Below are 13,362 nucleotides of genomic sequence, written 5' to 3'. Positions count from 1 at the left end.
TCCACTTATTAACTTTTAACAGTTAGCCCTTTGAATTGCATCGCTTAACGGGTTACTATCTCACTATACTTTAAAATCTAATTACGGAATATGAAAAACAGGATACTGCGATCAACGCTGTTTCTTTTGGGATGGTGCCTTTGCTTTTCGGGGCTTACCGTTGCCCAGGGCAGCTACAGCAACTTCAACTCACTAACCGACCGGCTGAATGATCTTGAGGATAATTACGGAAACCTTGCCGAGCTAACCTCTCTTGCTAAAACAAAAGATGGACGGGATATCTGGCTGCTTACCATTGGATCCGGCGATGTCCAAAACCAACCGGCCGTTGCGCTTGTGGGCGGTGCTAAAGGCTCACACATCCTCGGAAGTGAACTGGCTCTGAGCTTTGCAGAGAAACTTCTTGGGAATGCCTCTTCTGAGGAAGTAAGTCAACTTCTGAACACAACTACATTTTATATACTCCCGAGAATAAACCCGGACGCCACGGAGCAGTATTTTTCTTCATTGAAGTATAATCGGGATGTGAACACCACTTCCACCAACGAAGATCGTGATGATGCTTTTGATGAGGATCCCTTCAACGACCTGAATAACGACAACCTCATTACTATGATGCGGGTGCATGACGAAACCGGAGGTTGGATGCTTCACCCCGAAGATGAGCGCCTGTTGAAAAAGGCCGACATCACCAAAGGTGAAAAAGGTTCCTACAAATTACTTACCGAGGGTATTGATGATGACGGGGACGGCGCCTTTAATGAAGATAATGCAGGTGGCGTCAATATCAACATGAACTTTACTTACGACTACCCTTACTTCGAGCCGGGAGCCGGAGAGAATATGGCTTCACAAATCGAGACCCGGGCCGTTATGGACTTTCTTTTTGAGGAAGCACCCAATGTTTTTTCTGTAGTATCATTTGGACCGGCTAATAACCTGAGTACACCTGTAAAGTTTAATCGCGGAGCGGTTAGTCAGCGTGTAATCAGAGGTTGGTATGAAGAAGATGTAGCCATCAACAAGCTCGTATCCGACACTTATAACGATATTACAGGTCTCCAAAATGCTCCGGAAATGAAAGGCCAATCCGGTGATTTCTTTCAGTGGGCGTATTTTCATTACGGCCGGTTCAGCTTTAGCACGCCCGGCTGGTGGACGCCCGAAGTAAAAGATGACGAGGATGATCCCAAAAAGTTTGACAGCGAAGATGCCCAATTCCTTGCATGGGCTGAACAGAACAATCTGAATGCATTTGTGGACTGGCAGGAAGTTGATCACCCCGATTTCCCTAACAAAAAAGTGGAAGTGGGTGGAATCAAACCCTTCGTACAGCTGAATCCTCCCTTTGAATTGGTGGATTCTCTCGCCGAGAAACACACCGATTTTATATTGGAGCTCGCTTCCATGAAACCCTCGGTTAAACTGGTAAATTTTGAAGCACAGCAAGCCGGACGGAACCTGACCCGTATCACTGTAGATATTCATAACGATGGAATTCTACCCACAGCCTCCCGCCTTGGAGAGCGCACCAACTGGGTGAAAGAGGTCGTCGTGGAAATCGGCCTTTCCAACGGACTTGAACTTGTAAGCGGAGAGCGGCTGGATACTATTGAGTCGATACAAGGAGACGCAAGTATTCAGAAAACCTGGCTGCTTCGGGGTAAGGGAACATTCAGCCTCTCAGCCGGAGCTCCAAATACCGGAATTTCAACCAAAGAACATACCATCCGATAGAGATAGCCATGAAGAAATTAACACACTTTTTACTTTTTACAGCCCTTGCCGGTCTTATCTGGATGCAGCCATCAACCGTGCAGGCTCAAATTACGGACGGATTTTTCCAGGCGGCCGGCTCCCCGGCCAACCCTAAAGTGGAAGCCAGCTGGAACCGATACTATACCTACGAGACCATCACGGATTTCACCAAAGAATTAGCTGATGCTCACCCGGATTTGGTTAAACGGGAATCGATTGGAAAGTCTTATCAAGGACGTGATATCTGGTTACTGACCGTCTCCAATTTTAAGGAAGGAAATACCGACCGCAAACCGGCCATGTATATTGATGGCAACATTCACTCCAACGAGATTCAGGGAACAGAGGTATCACTTTATACCGCCTGGTACCTTGCTGAGATGTTTGGCAAGAATGAGTTCATCACACAGCTGCTGAACGAGAAGACGTTTTATATTGCCCCGACCATCAATCCGGACGGACGTGAGAACTTCTTTGAAGCTCCGAACACGGCTAGCTCCCCTCGCTCAGGCATGAAACCCATCGACAACGACCTGGATGGGAAGGTAAACGAAGATAAATACGACGACCTGAACGGGGACGGAAGCATCACCTACATGCGCCGTAAAAATCCGCGCGGGCAGTTTAACCCCCACCCGGAATATCCTGAACTGATGCAGCGCGTTGGAGAAGGTGAGTTCGGCGAATATGAACTGCTTGGATCAGAAGGATTGGATAACGACAATGATGGTCGTATCAATGAAGATGCCGAAGGTTATTATGATCCGAACCGGGACTGGGGTTGGAACTGGCAGCCCGATTACATACAACGGGGTGCCCACAAGTATCCGTTTTCACTGCCTGAAAACCGTGCCGTGATGGAATTCGTAATGGATCACCCCAACATTGCTGCCGGACAAAGTTATCATAATGCCGGTGGTATGATGCTGCGCGGTCCGGGCGCTGAAGAAGATCGGGATACTTACAATCGCTCGGACGTACAGGTTTATGATGCCATTGGGGAGATGGGCGAGCGACTGATGCCCGGCTATGACTACCTCGTGGTTTTCGAAGACCTCTACAGCGTTTTTGGTGGAGAGTTGGACTGGTTCTACGGTAGCCGTGGAGCTTTCACCTTTACCAACGAGCTTTGGACTCCCTATGAGATGTTTAATGAGGAAGGCGGTGGCCGGTATGGCGAACAAGTGTATGAATTCAATAAATACCTGCTCTTCAATGATGCCTTAGTGGAATGGGAGCCCTATGATCATCCTCAGTACGGAGAGATTGAAATAGGCGGACTTAAGAAAAACCTGGGTCGTGCTCATCCCGGTTTCCTGCTGGAACAGATGGCGCACCGGAATATGGCCTTTACCATTTATCACGCTTACCACACTCCGCAACTGGTTATTGATGAGATTTCTGAGAAGGATTTGGGAGGCGGACTCAAAGAAGTGACGGCCGTCATCACCAACACCCGTATGATTCCAACCCATGCCAGTCAGGATTTGAAGTATAAAATTACCCCACCGAATTACATCAGTATTGATGGTGCACGAGTTGAAGCTGGTATGGTGGTAACGAACCGTGCACTGAATCAAACCATAGAGCAAAAACACAATCCCGAGAAACTGGCGGTAGATAACATCCCCGGAATGGATTCTGTAACGGTTCGGTGGATTATCAGTCGCGGGAATAACTATACCATTACTGTAGATAGTAAAAAAGGCGGGCTGGTTTCTAAAAAGAAATAATGACGTGAAGGAAGTCATCGCGGGCTGAGACCCGCGATCTCCTTTATCTAGCTTTATCTAGAATTGTTGGCCTTTAATAACCTTTCCAAAGTTATTAAAGCCGGATAGCATAAGCCTTCCAAGTTATAACTTTGGAAAGGTTAAAACATAGATCAGTGAATGATCAATGGAATTGGTACGCGGATGACGCTGACACTATATATTGTTCAATAGTTCAAGCGTCCGCTTGGAATTTAAAACTGGCAACAAAGCTTAATTCAACACCGCACAAGCGCGACGCTTCCGCTATTGCCGTGTTATTAACTTATCTAAAAAAACTATCTGCGAATATTCGCTAAATCCAGCTAATCCGTATTCTATCACCCCAGTTTGTCGATGGCTGTATCAATACGATCCAGTACTTCTTCTTTTCCGATGAGCTCAAGCGCCGGTGTCAGATCAGGGCCGAAACCCTGACCGCTAACTGCGACCCGAAGCGGCATCATCAGTTTTCCAAAACCCACATCGTGCTCTTCGATGGTTTCTTTGATTTTGTCTTTCAATGTAACGGCTTCGAAATCCTCTTCCGAAAGCTCAGCAATTTTATCACGATAGGCTTTGAGAATCACCGGGCTGTCATCCTTCCACTTTTTAAGTGCCTTTTCATCATACTCTGTCGGAGCCTCAAAAAAGAACGCACCCATGCTTACAAACTCCTCGATAGTAGAAACACGCTCATGAAGCAGTTCAATTACATGCGTGAGAAACTCATCACTGGGAATCTCAAACTTGGACTCCTCAAAAAGTGCCTTAACCCGGGGTTTCAGCTCTTCTACTGAGTGTTCGCGAATGTAGTTTTCGTTATACCACATCAACTTCTTGTAGTTGAAAACCGCTCCGCCTTTACTCACTCGATCAAGCGTGAATAGCTCGCACAACTCTTTCATATCGTGAATTTCAGAATCGTCTCCGGGGCTCCAGCCCAAATATGCAAGGAAGTTAACGAGGGCATCCGGCTCATAATTTCCTTTGATATAGTCTTTGGTGTTCACCGGAATTCCTTCGCTTTCGGCTTTACGCTTGGAAAGCTTTCCTCCGCTTGGGCTCATAATCAGCGGCAGGTGTGCCATTTTCGGCGGCTCCCATCCAAATGCATTATACAGCAGGATGTGTTTGGGTGTACTGCTCAACCACTCTTCCCCGCGAATAACATGAGAAATTTCCATGGTGTGATCGTCCACAACATTAGCCAGATGGTACGTTGGCATTCCGTCTGATTTCAGCAATACCTGATCGTCCAACCCTTCCGTATCGAAAGAAACGTGGCCGCGAATTTCATCTTCAAAACGGATATTCTCTTTCCTAGGAACCTTCAGACGAACAACATACTCATCACCATTATCCAGACGTTTTTGAACTTCATCCTGAGAGAGGGTCAGGCTGTTTTTCATGGACTGGCGGGTGATAGAATCATACTTTGGAGAAGGATTTCCTGATTTCTCCAACCGCTCACGCATCTCATCAATTTCCTCAACAGTATCGAAAGCATAGTACGCATGACCGGCCTCAATCAACTGCTCTGCATATTTATGATAGATGTCTTTTCGCTCACTTTGTCGGTACGGTCCAAAATCGCCGCCTCTACCCGGGCCCTCATCAATTTCCATTCCGGCCCATTCCAGGGAATCTATAATATCCTGTTCGGCTCCCTCTACATATCGGGATTGATCGGTGTCTTCAATTCTCAACACAAAAGTGCCCTCATTGTGACGGGCAAATAAATAGTTATAAAGTGCGGTTCTCAGTCCGCCAATGTGTAAAAATCCGGTGGGTGATGGAGCAAATCGTACGCGAACGCTCATTTAGTATCTCTTTTTTTAGATTTCGAAATTTTAAATTTATCAGAAGTCAAAGATAAGAAATTTTAAATGCTAAATTTTGAATGTTGAAATGGCTAAGTTCAATTCAACATTCAAAATTTATTAGTCCACATTGCGCCTCGCCCTCGTACAACCACAGTTTGCTCCGAACCTTTATGATCTTGTTGCCATGCTTAAAGCGGATCGTGTAATATGGAATGATCTGGAGCAGTGGTCGAGAAAAGGAAGAACTCATAGAGCAGTCATCAAAGGGGAGCAAGGAAAGCAGTGGATTAACATCCCCATAAAAACAGAGGACAAGAAAAAGGCCATTGGTGAAGTTCGAATAGAACACGAAGAAGAATGGATAGAGCCGTTTTGGAATGCGCTCTATCATTCCTACTCCGAAGCTACCTGGTTTGATTTTTTTGTGGATGAGCTACAGCATGATGTTGAAAAAGCTGCTGAATTTGAGAAACTCATTGATTTTAATATCTACTTTTTTGGAAGAATGATGACCTACCTGGAGTTGAATATTGAGTATGAGCTGGCAAGTCAGACTGCCGATTTTGACTCCAACCCGAACACTTTCATGGGTAATACCAAAGCCGATATTCTCTACCAGGAGTACGATGCCAAAAACTACCAATGGCTTAGTGATCAAGCCAAACCTGCTTTAGAAAAGCATCCCGAATACGCTCAATTGGGTGATGACTTCCTTCCTGAATGCTCCATCATTGATCTTCTGATGAACTGTGGAAAAGAGAGTTTTAAGGTTTTAGAAAAGATTTAACCTTTAACTCAAGCTCATAAACCTGTCAAACACTCTACCCACCTCTTAATCTCCTCGCGTGAGGAGAAACTCCTGATTAACATTCCGGGGTAATCAAATTATTTCTCAAAGAAAAGAATAGTTCAAAGTTCAGTGTTCCTTGTTGAATGTTCGATATTCTTCCGCTTTCAAAAGAAAAAAACTCAAGATATAAACTCAAGCTTTTATACCGTTTTTCTTAAGAAATTTGTTTAAGTCTATCGGTAATTGCTTATTCCACATTCCATAATAAGCTCCTTTTTTTGAAAAAAGGCTTTCATGATTCCCTTCTTCAATTAGCTTACCTTTTTCCAAAACACAAATTTTATCCGCTCCAAGTACAGTACTAAGTCTGTGTGCAATCAGAATAATGGTCTTCCCTTCCTTTCTAAGTTCTTCGACTGTTCTTTGGATATAATTCTCTGAAGAAGAATCCAGCGAAGAAGTCGCTTCATCCAGAATCAAAATTTCAGGGTCTTTGTATAAAGCTCTTGCAATGGCAATTTTTTGTTTTTGTCCTCCTGATAATGAAGCACCATTTTCTCCTAAATATGTACTAAAACTATTTGGAAGCTCTTCAATAAAATCAAGAATATTTAATTTCTTACAAATGCTTATGATTCTTTCCATATCTGGCTCTAATTCACCAATGGCGATATTTGAGATGACATTCCCATCAAAAAGATCAATGTCCTGAGGAACTACACCTATATTTTTTCTTAAGCTTTTGTTGCTTACATAATCAAGGTTTACATCTCCAATTAAAACCTGGCCATTTTTAATAGGATATAATTTTAACAGAATATTAATTAATGTTGTTTTCCCTGAACCGCTCTCACCTACAAAAGCCGTAATTTTTCCTTTGGGTATCTCACCACTAAAGTCTTCAAATACGGTTACCCGTGATCCATACCTAAATTCGATATTTTTAAATTCTATGGTTCCAATATTTTCTGAGTTTATATCAATTTTCTGACCTTCTTTTTCCTTTTCAAGATCCATGATTTCAAACAATCGATCACCTGCAATCAGGGCATCTTGTATCTGTACATTCATCCCAACTAATTGACTTACCGGCCCCGTGAAATAACCTACGAGCGCATAAAATGACAACAGTTCTCCTGGGGTGATAGATTGTTGTAAAACATAATATCCCCCTACCCATAGCAGTATGATTGTAAAAAGTCGGGATGAAAACTGGGTTGAGTTTCCAGAGAAGATAGAATTTAACCCCGAGCGATAAATATGCTGTAGCAAACCCACGAAACGGGTTTCCGTTTTCATGTTAGCAAATCCTTCTAAGCCAAATTGCTTAATCGTAGAGGCAGAGTTTATAGACTCTACTAAATGAGATTCCAAATCCGCTGCGCTTTCCATGACCTTGCGCTGCGTTTTCTTGTTTATGTGATTTGTAATCAAGTAAATGATGCCATAAACTGGAACAATCAGGAGCATCACCAGACCCAATTTCCAGTAATATGTAAACATCAAACCAAATGAGAAAACTACTGTTAACACACTTACAGCAAGATTAATAGAAACATCATTAATAAAAGCACGAATTTTTACGGCGTCCCCAATCCTTGAAATAATTTCACCGGTCCGCATAGTGTCAAAAAATCGCTGGGGAAGGCGTATCAAATGTTTGTAGTACCCCAATATTAATCGTGCATCCATAAGTTGTCCTGTTTTTAGCACAAACAAGCTTCTGATGACACCAATAAAAATTTGGAATATGAGCAGGACTATCATACCCACACTTAACAGATTCAATAAATTCATATTTCCACCCGTGAGCACATGATCAATAATCAACTGCACATAAATAGCTGTTGACAACCCAATAATCGTATAAATCAACGCTCCAAAAAAAGCCTGAATTAATACCCATTTATGCGGTTTCATCAGAAACCATAACCGGCTCATGATGGAGACTTTTTCATCAGCAGGGGTAAATTCCTCTGAAGGCAAGAGTAAAATAAGTACGCCCGTCCATTGTTCCTCAAAATCCGAATGTTCAATCTTGTGCTTTTCCCCATCCATTGGATCCATTACCACTACATGCTTTTTTGTCACTTTATAAATCACCAAAAAGTGATGGAGTACTTCTTTAACCACAACATGGGCGATAGCAGGTAACGGAATTTGGGTAAGACTGTCCATTTCACCTTTTACGCCTTTGGCTTCGAAGCCTAATTTTTCAGCGGCTTCAATCATTCCTAGAACATTAGTGCCTTTTTTGTCCGTTGAAGCATACTGCCGTATCCTCGCGATAGGAACTTTTAATTCATAATGAGCAGCCACGGACGCTAGACAAGCCGCACCGCAATCGGTTATATCATGCTGTTTGACCCCAATTCTGTTTATATTCATTTTATACTCTCTTTTACGCCGGATTCAGCCAGTCATCTACATTATCGTACAGCAGTTGGAAGAGGCTCCTTTCCGTTACAATAAACCTTCCCTGAAGCGTCATTCCCTTTTTTAGATTGCCTTTATACCCATTGGGAAGTTCCAGAAAATCCTGATCTAATTTGCATCGTACCAAAAATACCGGTTGGTCTTGTATAACGATTACATCATTTGATATCTCTGAAATAGAGCCATGCAAGCTGCCCCATTGATTATGATCGAATGCGTTAATCTGGAATCGGGCCTGCATTCCTTTTTTCAGTAACCCTATATCACGGGTGGATACATAGAGCTCTGCAATTAAAGTGGTATTCGGTGAAATCTCAGCAATTTTTTCATTTACGTAAATCATGCTGTTTTTAGAAATGCCTGCTACATTTTGAATGACTCCATCTACCGGGGCGTATAGAGAGTGCCGTTCTTTTTCCTTTTTTAATTGAGCAAGTTCAGCCTGTAGCCCTTTAAATTCTTGTTCAAAATTGTCTAATTCTTGCTGCCAGCTATTCAATTTTGATCGTTGCAATAATTCCAATCTTCTCTTCTCAGATTGAAGCTGAAACGTTTGTTCTTCTAATTCGACTTGACTGATGAGCTCTTTATCAAAAAGCTTCTTTTTGCGCTCATATTCAGACTCAATGTTGCGTACACTTGCCTCCAAATCCATTCTCTCCTGTTCAAAAGCCAACCACTCTGAACGATATAAAGGAGTACTTAAAGAAATTTGTAGTTCGCCTTTTAATTTTCTTTTGATAGATTTCAAGTCCCATTTATAGTTCCGAAGTACGGCCTGCCGTTGCCGGTTGTATTCCATGCTTTGTTTTATCTCTTCGGAGTCAATAGAAACCAGCAAATCTCCTTTTTGTACAAGATTATTTTCCTTTATTCTAAATTCTGATATTATTCCCGAAACTGGAGTTTTAAGAACTTGCCTTTCAGTATTGGCCCGTATCATTCCATCACTTTTTACACTAACATCTACCTGAATGAAGGGAAGTGACACAAATAAACCTGCCAAAAAACAAAGTGTTGTAGTGTATAAAATCTGGGAGCTGACGGTGTGACGTATAGATAAGCTTTGCGTGGTTTGTTCGAAAATTTCTTTTGGGAAAAGCATCAAAAAAAATTTTAAAGTTTGAATATGATAAAAATCAATTATTTCTATTTAAGCATCTCAAATATTAGCTTTTTTAAAATTGGATATAACTCATGTACTAAAAATGATAGAACTAACCACAAACAAGCAATCTTGAATATATCTTTCCAACTTAGATTCTTACTTTTATTATTATCAGCCATACATATAAAAAGCGACATTTGATATATCAAATGTCGCAAATTTAATTAATAAGTCATTGTCATGGATGTGGCTTTTCTAACCGGTGCCATGATTTTAAAACTAGCTACAACTACCCAAGCTACATCATACCAAAAAGGGGTATCGGGTGTTGGCTCTCCTCCAGAAATATTACTTTTCTCAAGTTCGGTTAATTCTATTAGTGATAACTTTTTATTTATATGTTCCATCATATGTTATTTTAAATTTATGTTTAATATGATATTTCATTCCAAGCATCTATAGCTCCTCGTTTTATATCCTCCCAATTGCTTACTACTTGATTGCCAAACCATATTAAGGCACCCCAACCTACTATTGGGTTTCCGCCTTTAATCTTGGTTAACTCTCTTTCCGAAAGTACATCAAAATTGTAGTCATCGATTTTAAGCATAACTAATACCTCATTTCATTGGTTAAAATTACTACTTAATCATATTGTAGCTTTTTACAGTGCACTTATACAGCAGTAAAAGAAAACAATTCAGAAAAACCCGCAGAATCATTAAAACCTGCATTCAAATTACTTTGTTCTTCCTTCCTCATAAATTCAATCACAAGACTGCCACTACACGTATAAACATAACTCCTTCTCCTCCTCGAATACTTGATAGGGCAATCAAAATCATGCTTCAATTCGTTTAGTATTTCATAGAGCCAGCGTTCTGAAATGCCTAATTTTTCAGCCAATTCTTTGGGGGTACCCGTGCATTTCCTTCTTATCAAATAATCTAAATACTCTACCCGATCTAGTGATTTTTTTAAACCCATAAGAACATATTTTAGAAATTTACCAACTTGTGATGTGTTAGAGTACACATACTGCATTTATATACTTTAATATGATGCACCACACTAAAACACACAAATATTTACCCCTCCAATCTGTGCTTTTATCTCTAACCTACTGCCAAATCGTATTTTAGAGCCGTTATATTTTTATCAAAATGGGTGTATAAAAATTTATGGAGCGACTTACTATCAGTTAAACCAGTATTTACAGCAATTTCATACCCAATAGCTTTAGGATTTTTTCTAATCTCTTCTTTAATTAATTTGAGCCGAAAAGTCTTCAATTTATCCTTAGGATTCGTACCAAATTCTTTTTTAAAAATTCGGCAAAAATGAGATCTGGAATATCCCATCGCATCTGCCCACTCATATACTGTTAAAATATCCAGGTAATTTTTTTCTAATACCTGAATTGCCTCTGAAATTCGCACTCTTCGCTTTCCCCCCATAAGCCAACTCTTGTTTTTATTATGCTTAATAAAAGTAAGAGTATTGTGATTATTAAATGTTACAAAAAACTTTTTCTGGTACCTTAAATATGCTTGAATGAGCTCCCAAGCTAAATATTCCCCAGTTAGATGATGATTTCCTCCCCGAATGCTCCATCATTGATCTTCTGATGAACTGTGGTAAAGAGAGTTTTAAGGTAATTGAGGAATTCACTTAAACCTAGTCATTGGTGCAAAGGCCGGAAGCTTAATGCAGTTATAAAAATAATCAGTTCAAAGTTCGATGTTCCTTGTTGAATGTTCGATATTCTTCCGCTTTCAAAAGAAAAACACATTAACTATTATCGGGCATGGAAAATAAACCGACTTCAGAACCCAAGTGGCTTAAAGACTACACCATTGTTTTGGTACTGGGTGTAGCCTACATTTTGCTCTTTCTGATCTTCACTTCTACATTCAACCTGCCCTGAACGAACTATGAGCTGGATTGACTGGTCGGTTTTAATTGCTTTTCTCGGGTACACCGTTTGGGATGGAACCCGTCAGGGTAAAGACGCTTCCACCATTGAAGGCTACTTGCTGGCTAACCGCTCTATGCCTTGGTGGGCAGCTGGGCTTTCTGTAATGGCCACCCAGGCTTCCGCTATTACGTTTATTGGCACCACCGGAATCGCATACGTTGAAGACATGCGCTTTGTGCAAACGTACCTGGCTATTCCATTTGCTATGGTTTTCATTTGCATGTTCCTGGTTCCTTTCTTCAACAAAATGCAGAATTTTACGGCCTATGAAGTGCTGGAAGAACGCTTTGGCTTGAAAACCCGATTGACAACAGCCGGACTTTTCCTCATTTCCAGAGGACTTGCACTGGGCGTTGTGATTGCGGCTCCATCCTACGTATTAGCTTTGCTATTGGGACTTCCACTAAACGTCACCATTATTATTATCGGGGTAATTGCCACAGCCTACACCACTGTTGGAGGGATCGCCGGTGTTATCAACACCGATGTGAAACAAATGGCCATTATGATGTTTGGGCTTATTTTTTCTTTTGGGTTGATTTGGCTCAATCTCCCCGAAGAAGTCAACTTTGGCGATGCCCTGTACCTCGCCGGCAGCCTGGATAAGCTCACTGCTCTCGATCTGAATTTTGACCTTTCTGAGAAATACAATGTATGGAGTGGGGTAATCGCAGCCTTCTTTCTGATGGCCTCCTATTTCGGAACCGACCAAACACAGGTTCAGCGTTACCTCACAACCGACTCCGTTAAAAATGCACGAAAGTCATTACTGTTAACGGCATATGCTAAAGTGCCCATGCAGTTCTTTATTCTTCTTCTTGGGGTGATGTTGTACGTATTCTTCATTTTCAACCCCGCCCCCGCCTCCTTCCGCGCATCCGAACCAGTGGCTGAAACTCAGGAGTATCAACTGGCGGAAGAGCGAATCCAGAAAGAGTATCAGCTGGCACATATTGCCCGTGAAGATGCCGCTCTCGAAGCTGTTCAAAATCGAAATGCGGAAACTCAGCAAGCTTTTGTCAATGCCGACAAAGAAATGAATGAAGCCCGACAGGCTGACCTGGCTCTGCAAGCCGAAATCAGACAGGCTGATGTAAACGATACCAATTACATTTTTCCCTATTTCATACTAAACCATGTTCCTATTGGTGTTATTGGGTTGATCGTAGGCGGAATCTTTGCGGCCGCCCTCAGCAGCATCGACAGTGAACTGAATGCCCTTACCACTGTTTCGATAGTTGATTGGTACCAGCGCCTGAAAGGAGATGTACATACCGAAGCGCATTATGTGAAGTCATCCCGGGGCGTGACCTTTATGTGGGGTGCCATTGCTACCGTCTCTGCCCTGTTACTTGGGGAAACCAAATCTATTATTGAATTGGTTAACCAAATCGGCAGTTATTTTTACGGATCCATTCTTGGAGTCTTTGTACTGTTACTTTGGGTTAAGCGGGCAACCGGAACAGGGGCTCTGATCGGACTCATTTCAGGCATGCTTTCCGTTTTTACCTTCGACCGGCTTTTCTACAATACAGCAACCACTGATTATTCCTTCATCTTTCCCTGGAGCCAGGTTCCTGATGGATATGCTAAAGCTATTGAGTTTCTTTGGTTGAATCCGGTTGGGACTGCGGTAGTTGTACTTATTGGCTTTTTGGTGAGCATAGCTTATAAGAATAAGTAAGGTTATTTCAGCCCGAAGTTTTCTCCTCGTT

At 41.9% G+C, this 13,362-nt stretch carries 12 protein-coding genes; 5 read left to right on the top strand and 7 right to left on the bottom strand.

The window, feature by feature from the left end; genetic code table 11:
• Window positions 1-90: 90 nt before the first annotated feature.
• A complete protein-coding gene (locus ABFW99_RS03685; RefSeq protein ID WP_349354589.1) occupies window positions 91-1,737 on the top strand; it encodes a M14 family metallopeptidase in 1,647 nt (548 codons plus the stop codon).
• An 8-nt stretch (window positions 1,738-1,745) separates the two neighbouring features.
• The gene (locus ABFW99_RS03680) at window positions 1,746-3,491 is read left to right on the top strand and encodes a M14 family metallopeptidase (RefSeq protein WP_349354588.1); all 1,746 of its coding nucleotides are present in this window, start codon (window positions 1,746-1,748) and stop codon (window positions 3,489-3,491) included.
• A 359-nt stretch (window positions 3,492-3,850) separates the two neighbouring features.
• On the opposite strand, the gene gltX is transcribed toward ABFW99_RS03680, so the two are convergent.
• Window positions 3,851-5,332: a glutamate--tRNA ligase gene (gene gltX / locus ABFW99_RS03675; RefSeq protein WP_349354587.1), complete on the bottom strand. Its 1,482-nt coding sequence runs from the start codon at window positions 5,330-5,332 to the stop codon at window positions 3,851-3,853.
• Window positions 5,333-5,462: 130 nt separating this feature from the next.
• On the opposite strand from gltX, the gene ABFW99_RS03670 reads away from it, so the two are divergent.
• Window positions 5,463-6,122, top strand: a complete 660-nt coding sequence (locus ABFW99_RS03670) for a WbqC family protein (protein ID WP_349354586.1) — start codon at window positions 5,463-5,465, stop codon at window positions 6,120-6,122.
• Between the two features lie 195 nt (window positions 6,123-6,317).
• Here ABFW99_RS03670 and ABFW99_RS03665 read toward each other — a convergent pair whose 3' ends face one another.
• The 6 genes from ABFW99_RS03665 to ABFW99_RS03640 all read right to left on the bottom strand — a co-directional run bounded on the left by ABFW99_RS03665 (window position 6,318) and on the right by ABFW99_RS03640 (window position 11,126).
• Window positions 6,318-8,513, bottom strand: coding sequence for a peptidase domain-containing ABC transporter (locus ABFW99_RS03665; protein ID WP_349354585.1), 2,196 nt, complete (start codon window positions 8,511-8,513; stop codon window positions 6,318-6,320).
• 13 nt (window positions 8,514-8,526) lie between these two features.
• Window positions 8,527-9,666 carry an HlyD family secretion protein gene (locus ABFW99_RS03660; RefSeq protein WP_349354584.1) on the bottom strand — a complete coding sequence of 380 codons (1,140 nt, stop codon included), beginning with the start codon at window positions 9,664-9,666 and terminating at the stop codon, window positions 8,527-8,529.
• A 227-nt stretch (window positions 9,667-9,893) separates the two neighbouring features.
• Entirely contained in the window at window positions 9,894-10,079 is a 186-nt protein-coding gene (locus tag ABFW99_RS03655; protein WP_349354583.1) for a hypothetical protein, read from the bottom strand.
• A 20-nt stretch (window positions 10,080-10,099) separates the two neighbouring features.
• Window positions 10,100-10,279 carry a hypothetical protein gene (locus ABFW99_RS03650; protein WP_349354582.1) on the bottom strand — a complete coding sequence of 60 codons (180 nt, stop codon included), beginning with the start codon at window positions 10,277-10,279 and terminating at the stop codon, window positions 10,100-10,102.
• 65 nt (window positions 10,280-10,344) lie between these two features.
• Window positions 10,345-10,656, bottom strand: coding sequence for a hypothetical protein (locus ABFW99_RS03645; protein WP_349354581.1), 312 nt, complete (start codon window positions 10,654-10,656; stop codon window positions 10,345-10,347).
• Between the two features lie 128 nt (window positions 10,657-10,784).
• Window positions 10,785-11,126, bottom strand: a complete 342-nt coding sequence (locus ABFW99_RS03640; protein ID WP_349354580.1) for a helix-turn-helix domain-containing protein — start codon at window positions 11,124-11,126, stop codon at window positions 10,785-10,787.
• A 116-nt stretch (window positions 11,127-11,242) separates the two neighbouring features.
• Here ABFW99_RS03640 and ABFW99_RS03635 point away from each other — a divergent pair, with 116 nt between their 5' ends.
• Window positions 11,243-11,344, top strand: a complete 102-nt coding sequence (locus ABFW99_RS03635) for a WbqC family protein (protein WP_440707430.1) — start codon at window positions 11,243-11,245, stop codon at window positions 11,342-11,344.
• A 259-nt stretch (window positions 11,345-11,603) separates the two neighbouring features.
• Complete coding sequence (locus tag ABFW99_RS03630) at window positions 11,604-13,331, top strand: sodium:solute symporter (RefSeq protein ID WP_349354579.1); 1,728 nt, start codon at window positions 11,604-11,606, stop codon at window positions 13,329-13,331.
• Window positions 13,332-13,362: the final 31 nt, after the last annotated feature.

It is taken from the genome of Gracilimonas sp. BCB1 (assembly GCF_040117685.2).
In the GTDB taxonomy this organism is placed as follows: domain Bacteria; phylum Bacteroidota; class Rhodothermia; order Balneolales; family Balneolaceae; genus Gracilimonas.
The sequence above is the reverse complement of the archived record's forward strand: the minus strand, read 5'-3'. Positions and strand labels throughout refer to the sequence as shown.

What these genes read in the sequence shown, in the direction of transcription:
- ABFW99_RS03685 (WP_349354589.1), top strand. Translation starts at nt 91, where the DNA reads ATGAAAAACAGGATACTGCGATCAACGCTGTTTCTTTTGGGATGGTGC.
- ABFW99_RS03680 (WP_349354588.1), top strand. Translation starts at nt 1,746, where the DNA reads ATGAAGAAATTAACACACTTTTTACTTTTTACAGCCCTTGCCGGTCTT.
- gltX (WP_349354587.1), bottom strand. Translation starts at nt 5,332, where the DNA reads ATGAGCGTTCGCGTACGATTTGCTCCATCACCCACCGGATTTTTACAC.
- ABFW99_RS03665 (WP_349354585.1), bottom strand. Translation starts at nt 8,513, where the DNA reads ATGAATATAAACAGAATTGGGGTCAAACAGCATGATATAACCGATTGC.
- ABFW99_RS03660 (WP_349354584.1), bottom strand. Translation starts at nt 9,666, where the DNA reads ATGCTTTTCCCAAAAGAAATTTTCGAACAAACCACGCAAAGCTTATCT.
- ABFW99_RS03655 (WP_349354583.1), bottom strand. Translation starts at nt 10,079, where the DNA reads ATGATGGAACATATAAATAAAAAGTTATCACTAATAGAATTAACCGAA.
- ABFW99_RS03650 (WP_349354582.1), bottom strand. Translation starts at nt 10,279, where the DNA reads ATGCTTAAAATCGATGACTACAATTTTGATGTACTTTCGGAAAGAGAG.
- ABFW99_RS03645 (WP_349354581.1), bottom strand. Translation starts at nt 10,656, where the DNA reads ATGGGTTTAAAAAAATCACTAGATCGGGTAGAGTATTTAGATTATTTG.
- ABFW99_RS03640 (WP_349354580.1), bottom strand. Translation starts at nt 11,126, where the DNA reads ATGGGGGGAAAGCGAAGAGTGCGAATTTCAGAGGCAATTCAGGTATTA.
- ABFW99_RS03630 (WP_349354579.1), top strand. Translation starts at nt 11,604, where the DNA reads ATGAGCTGGATTGACTGGTCGGTTTTAATTGCTTTTCTCGGGTACACC.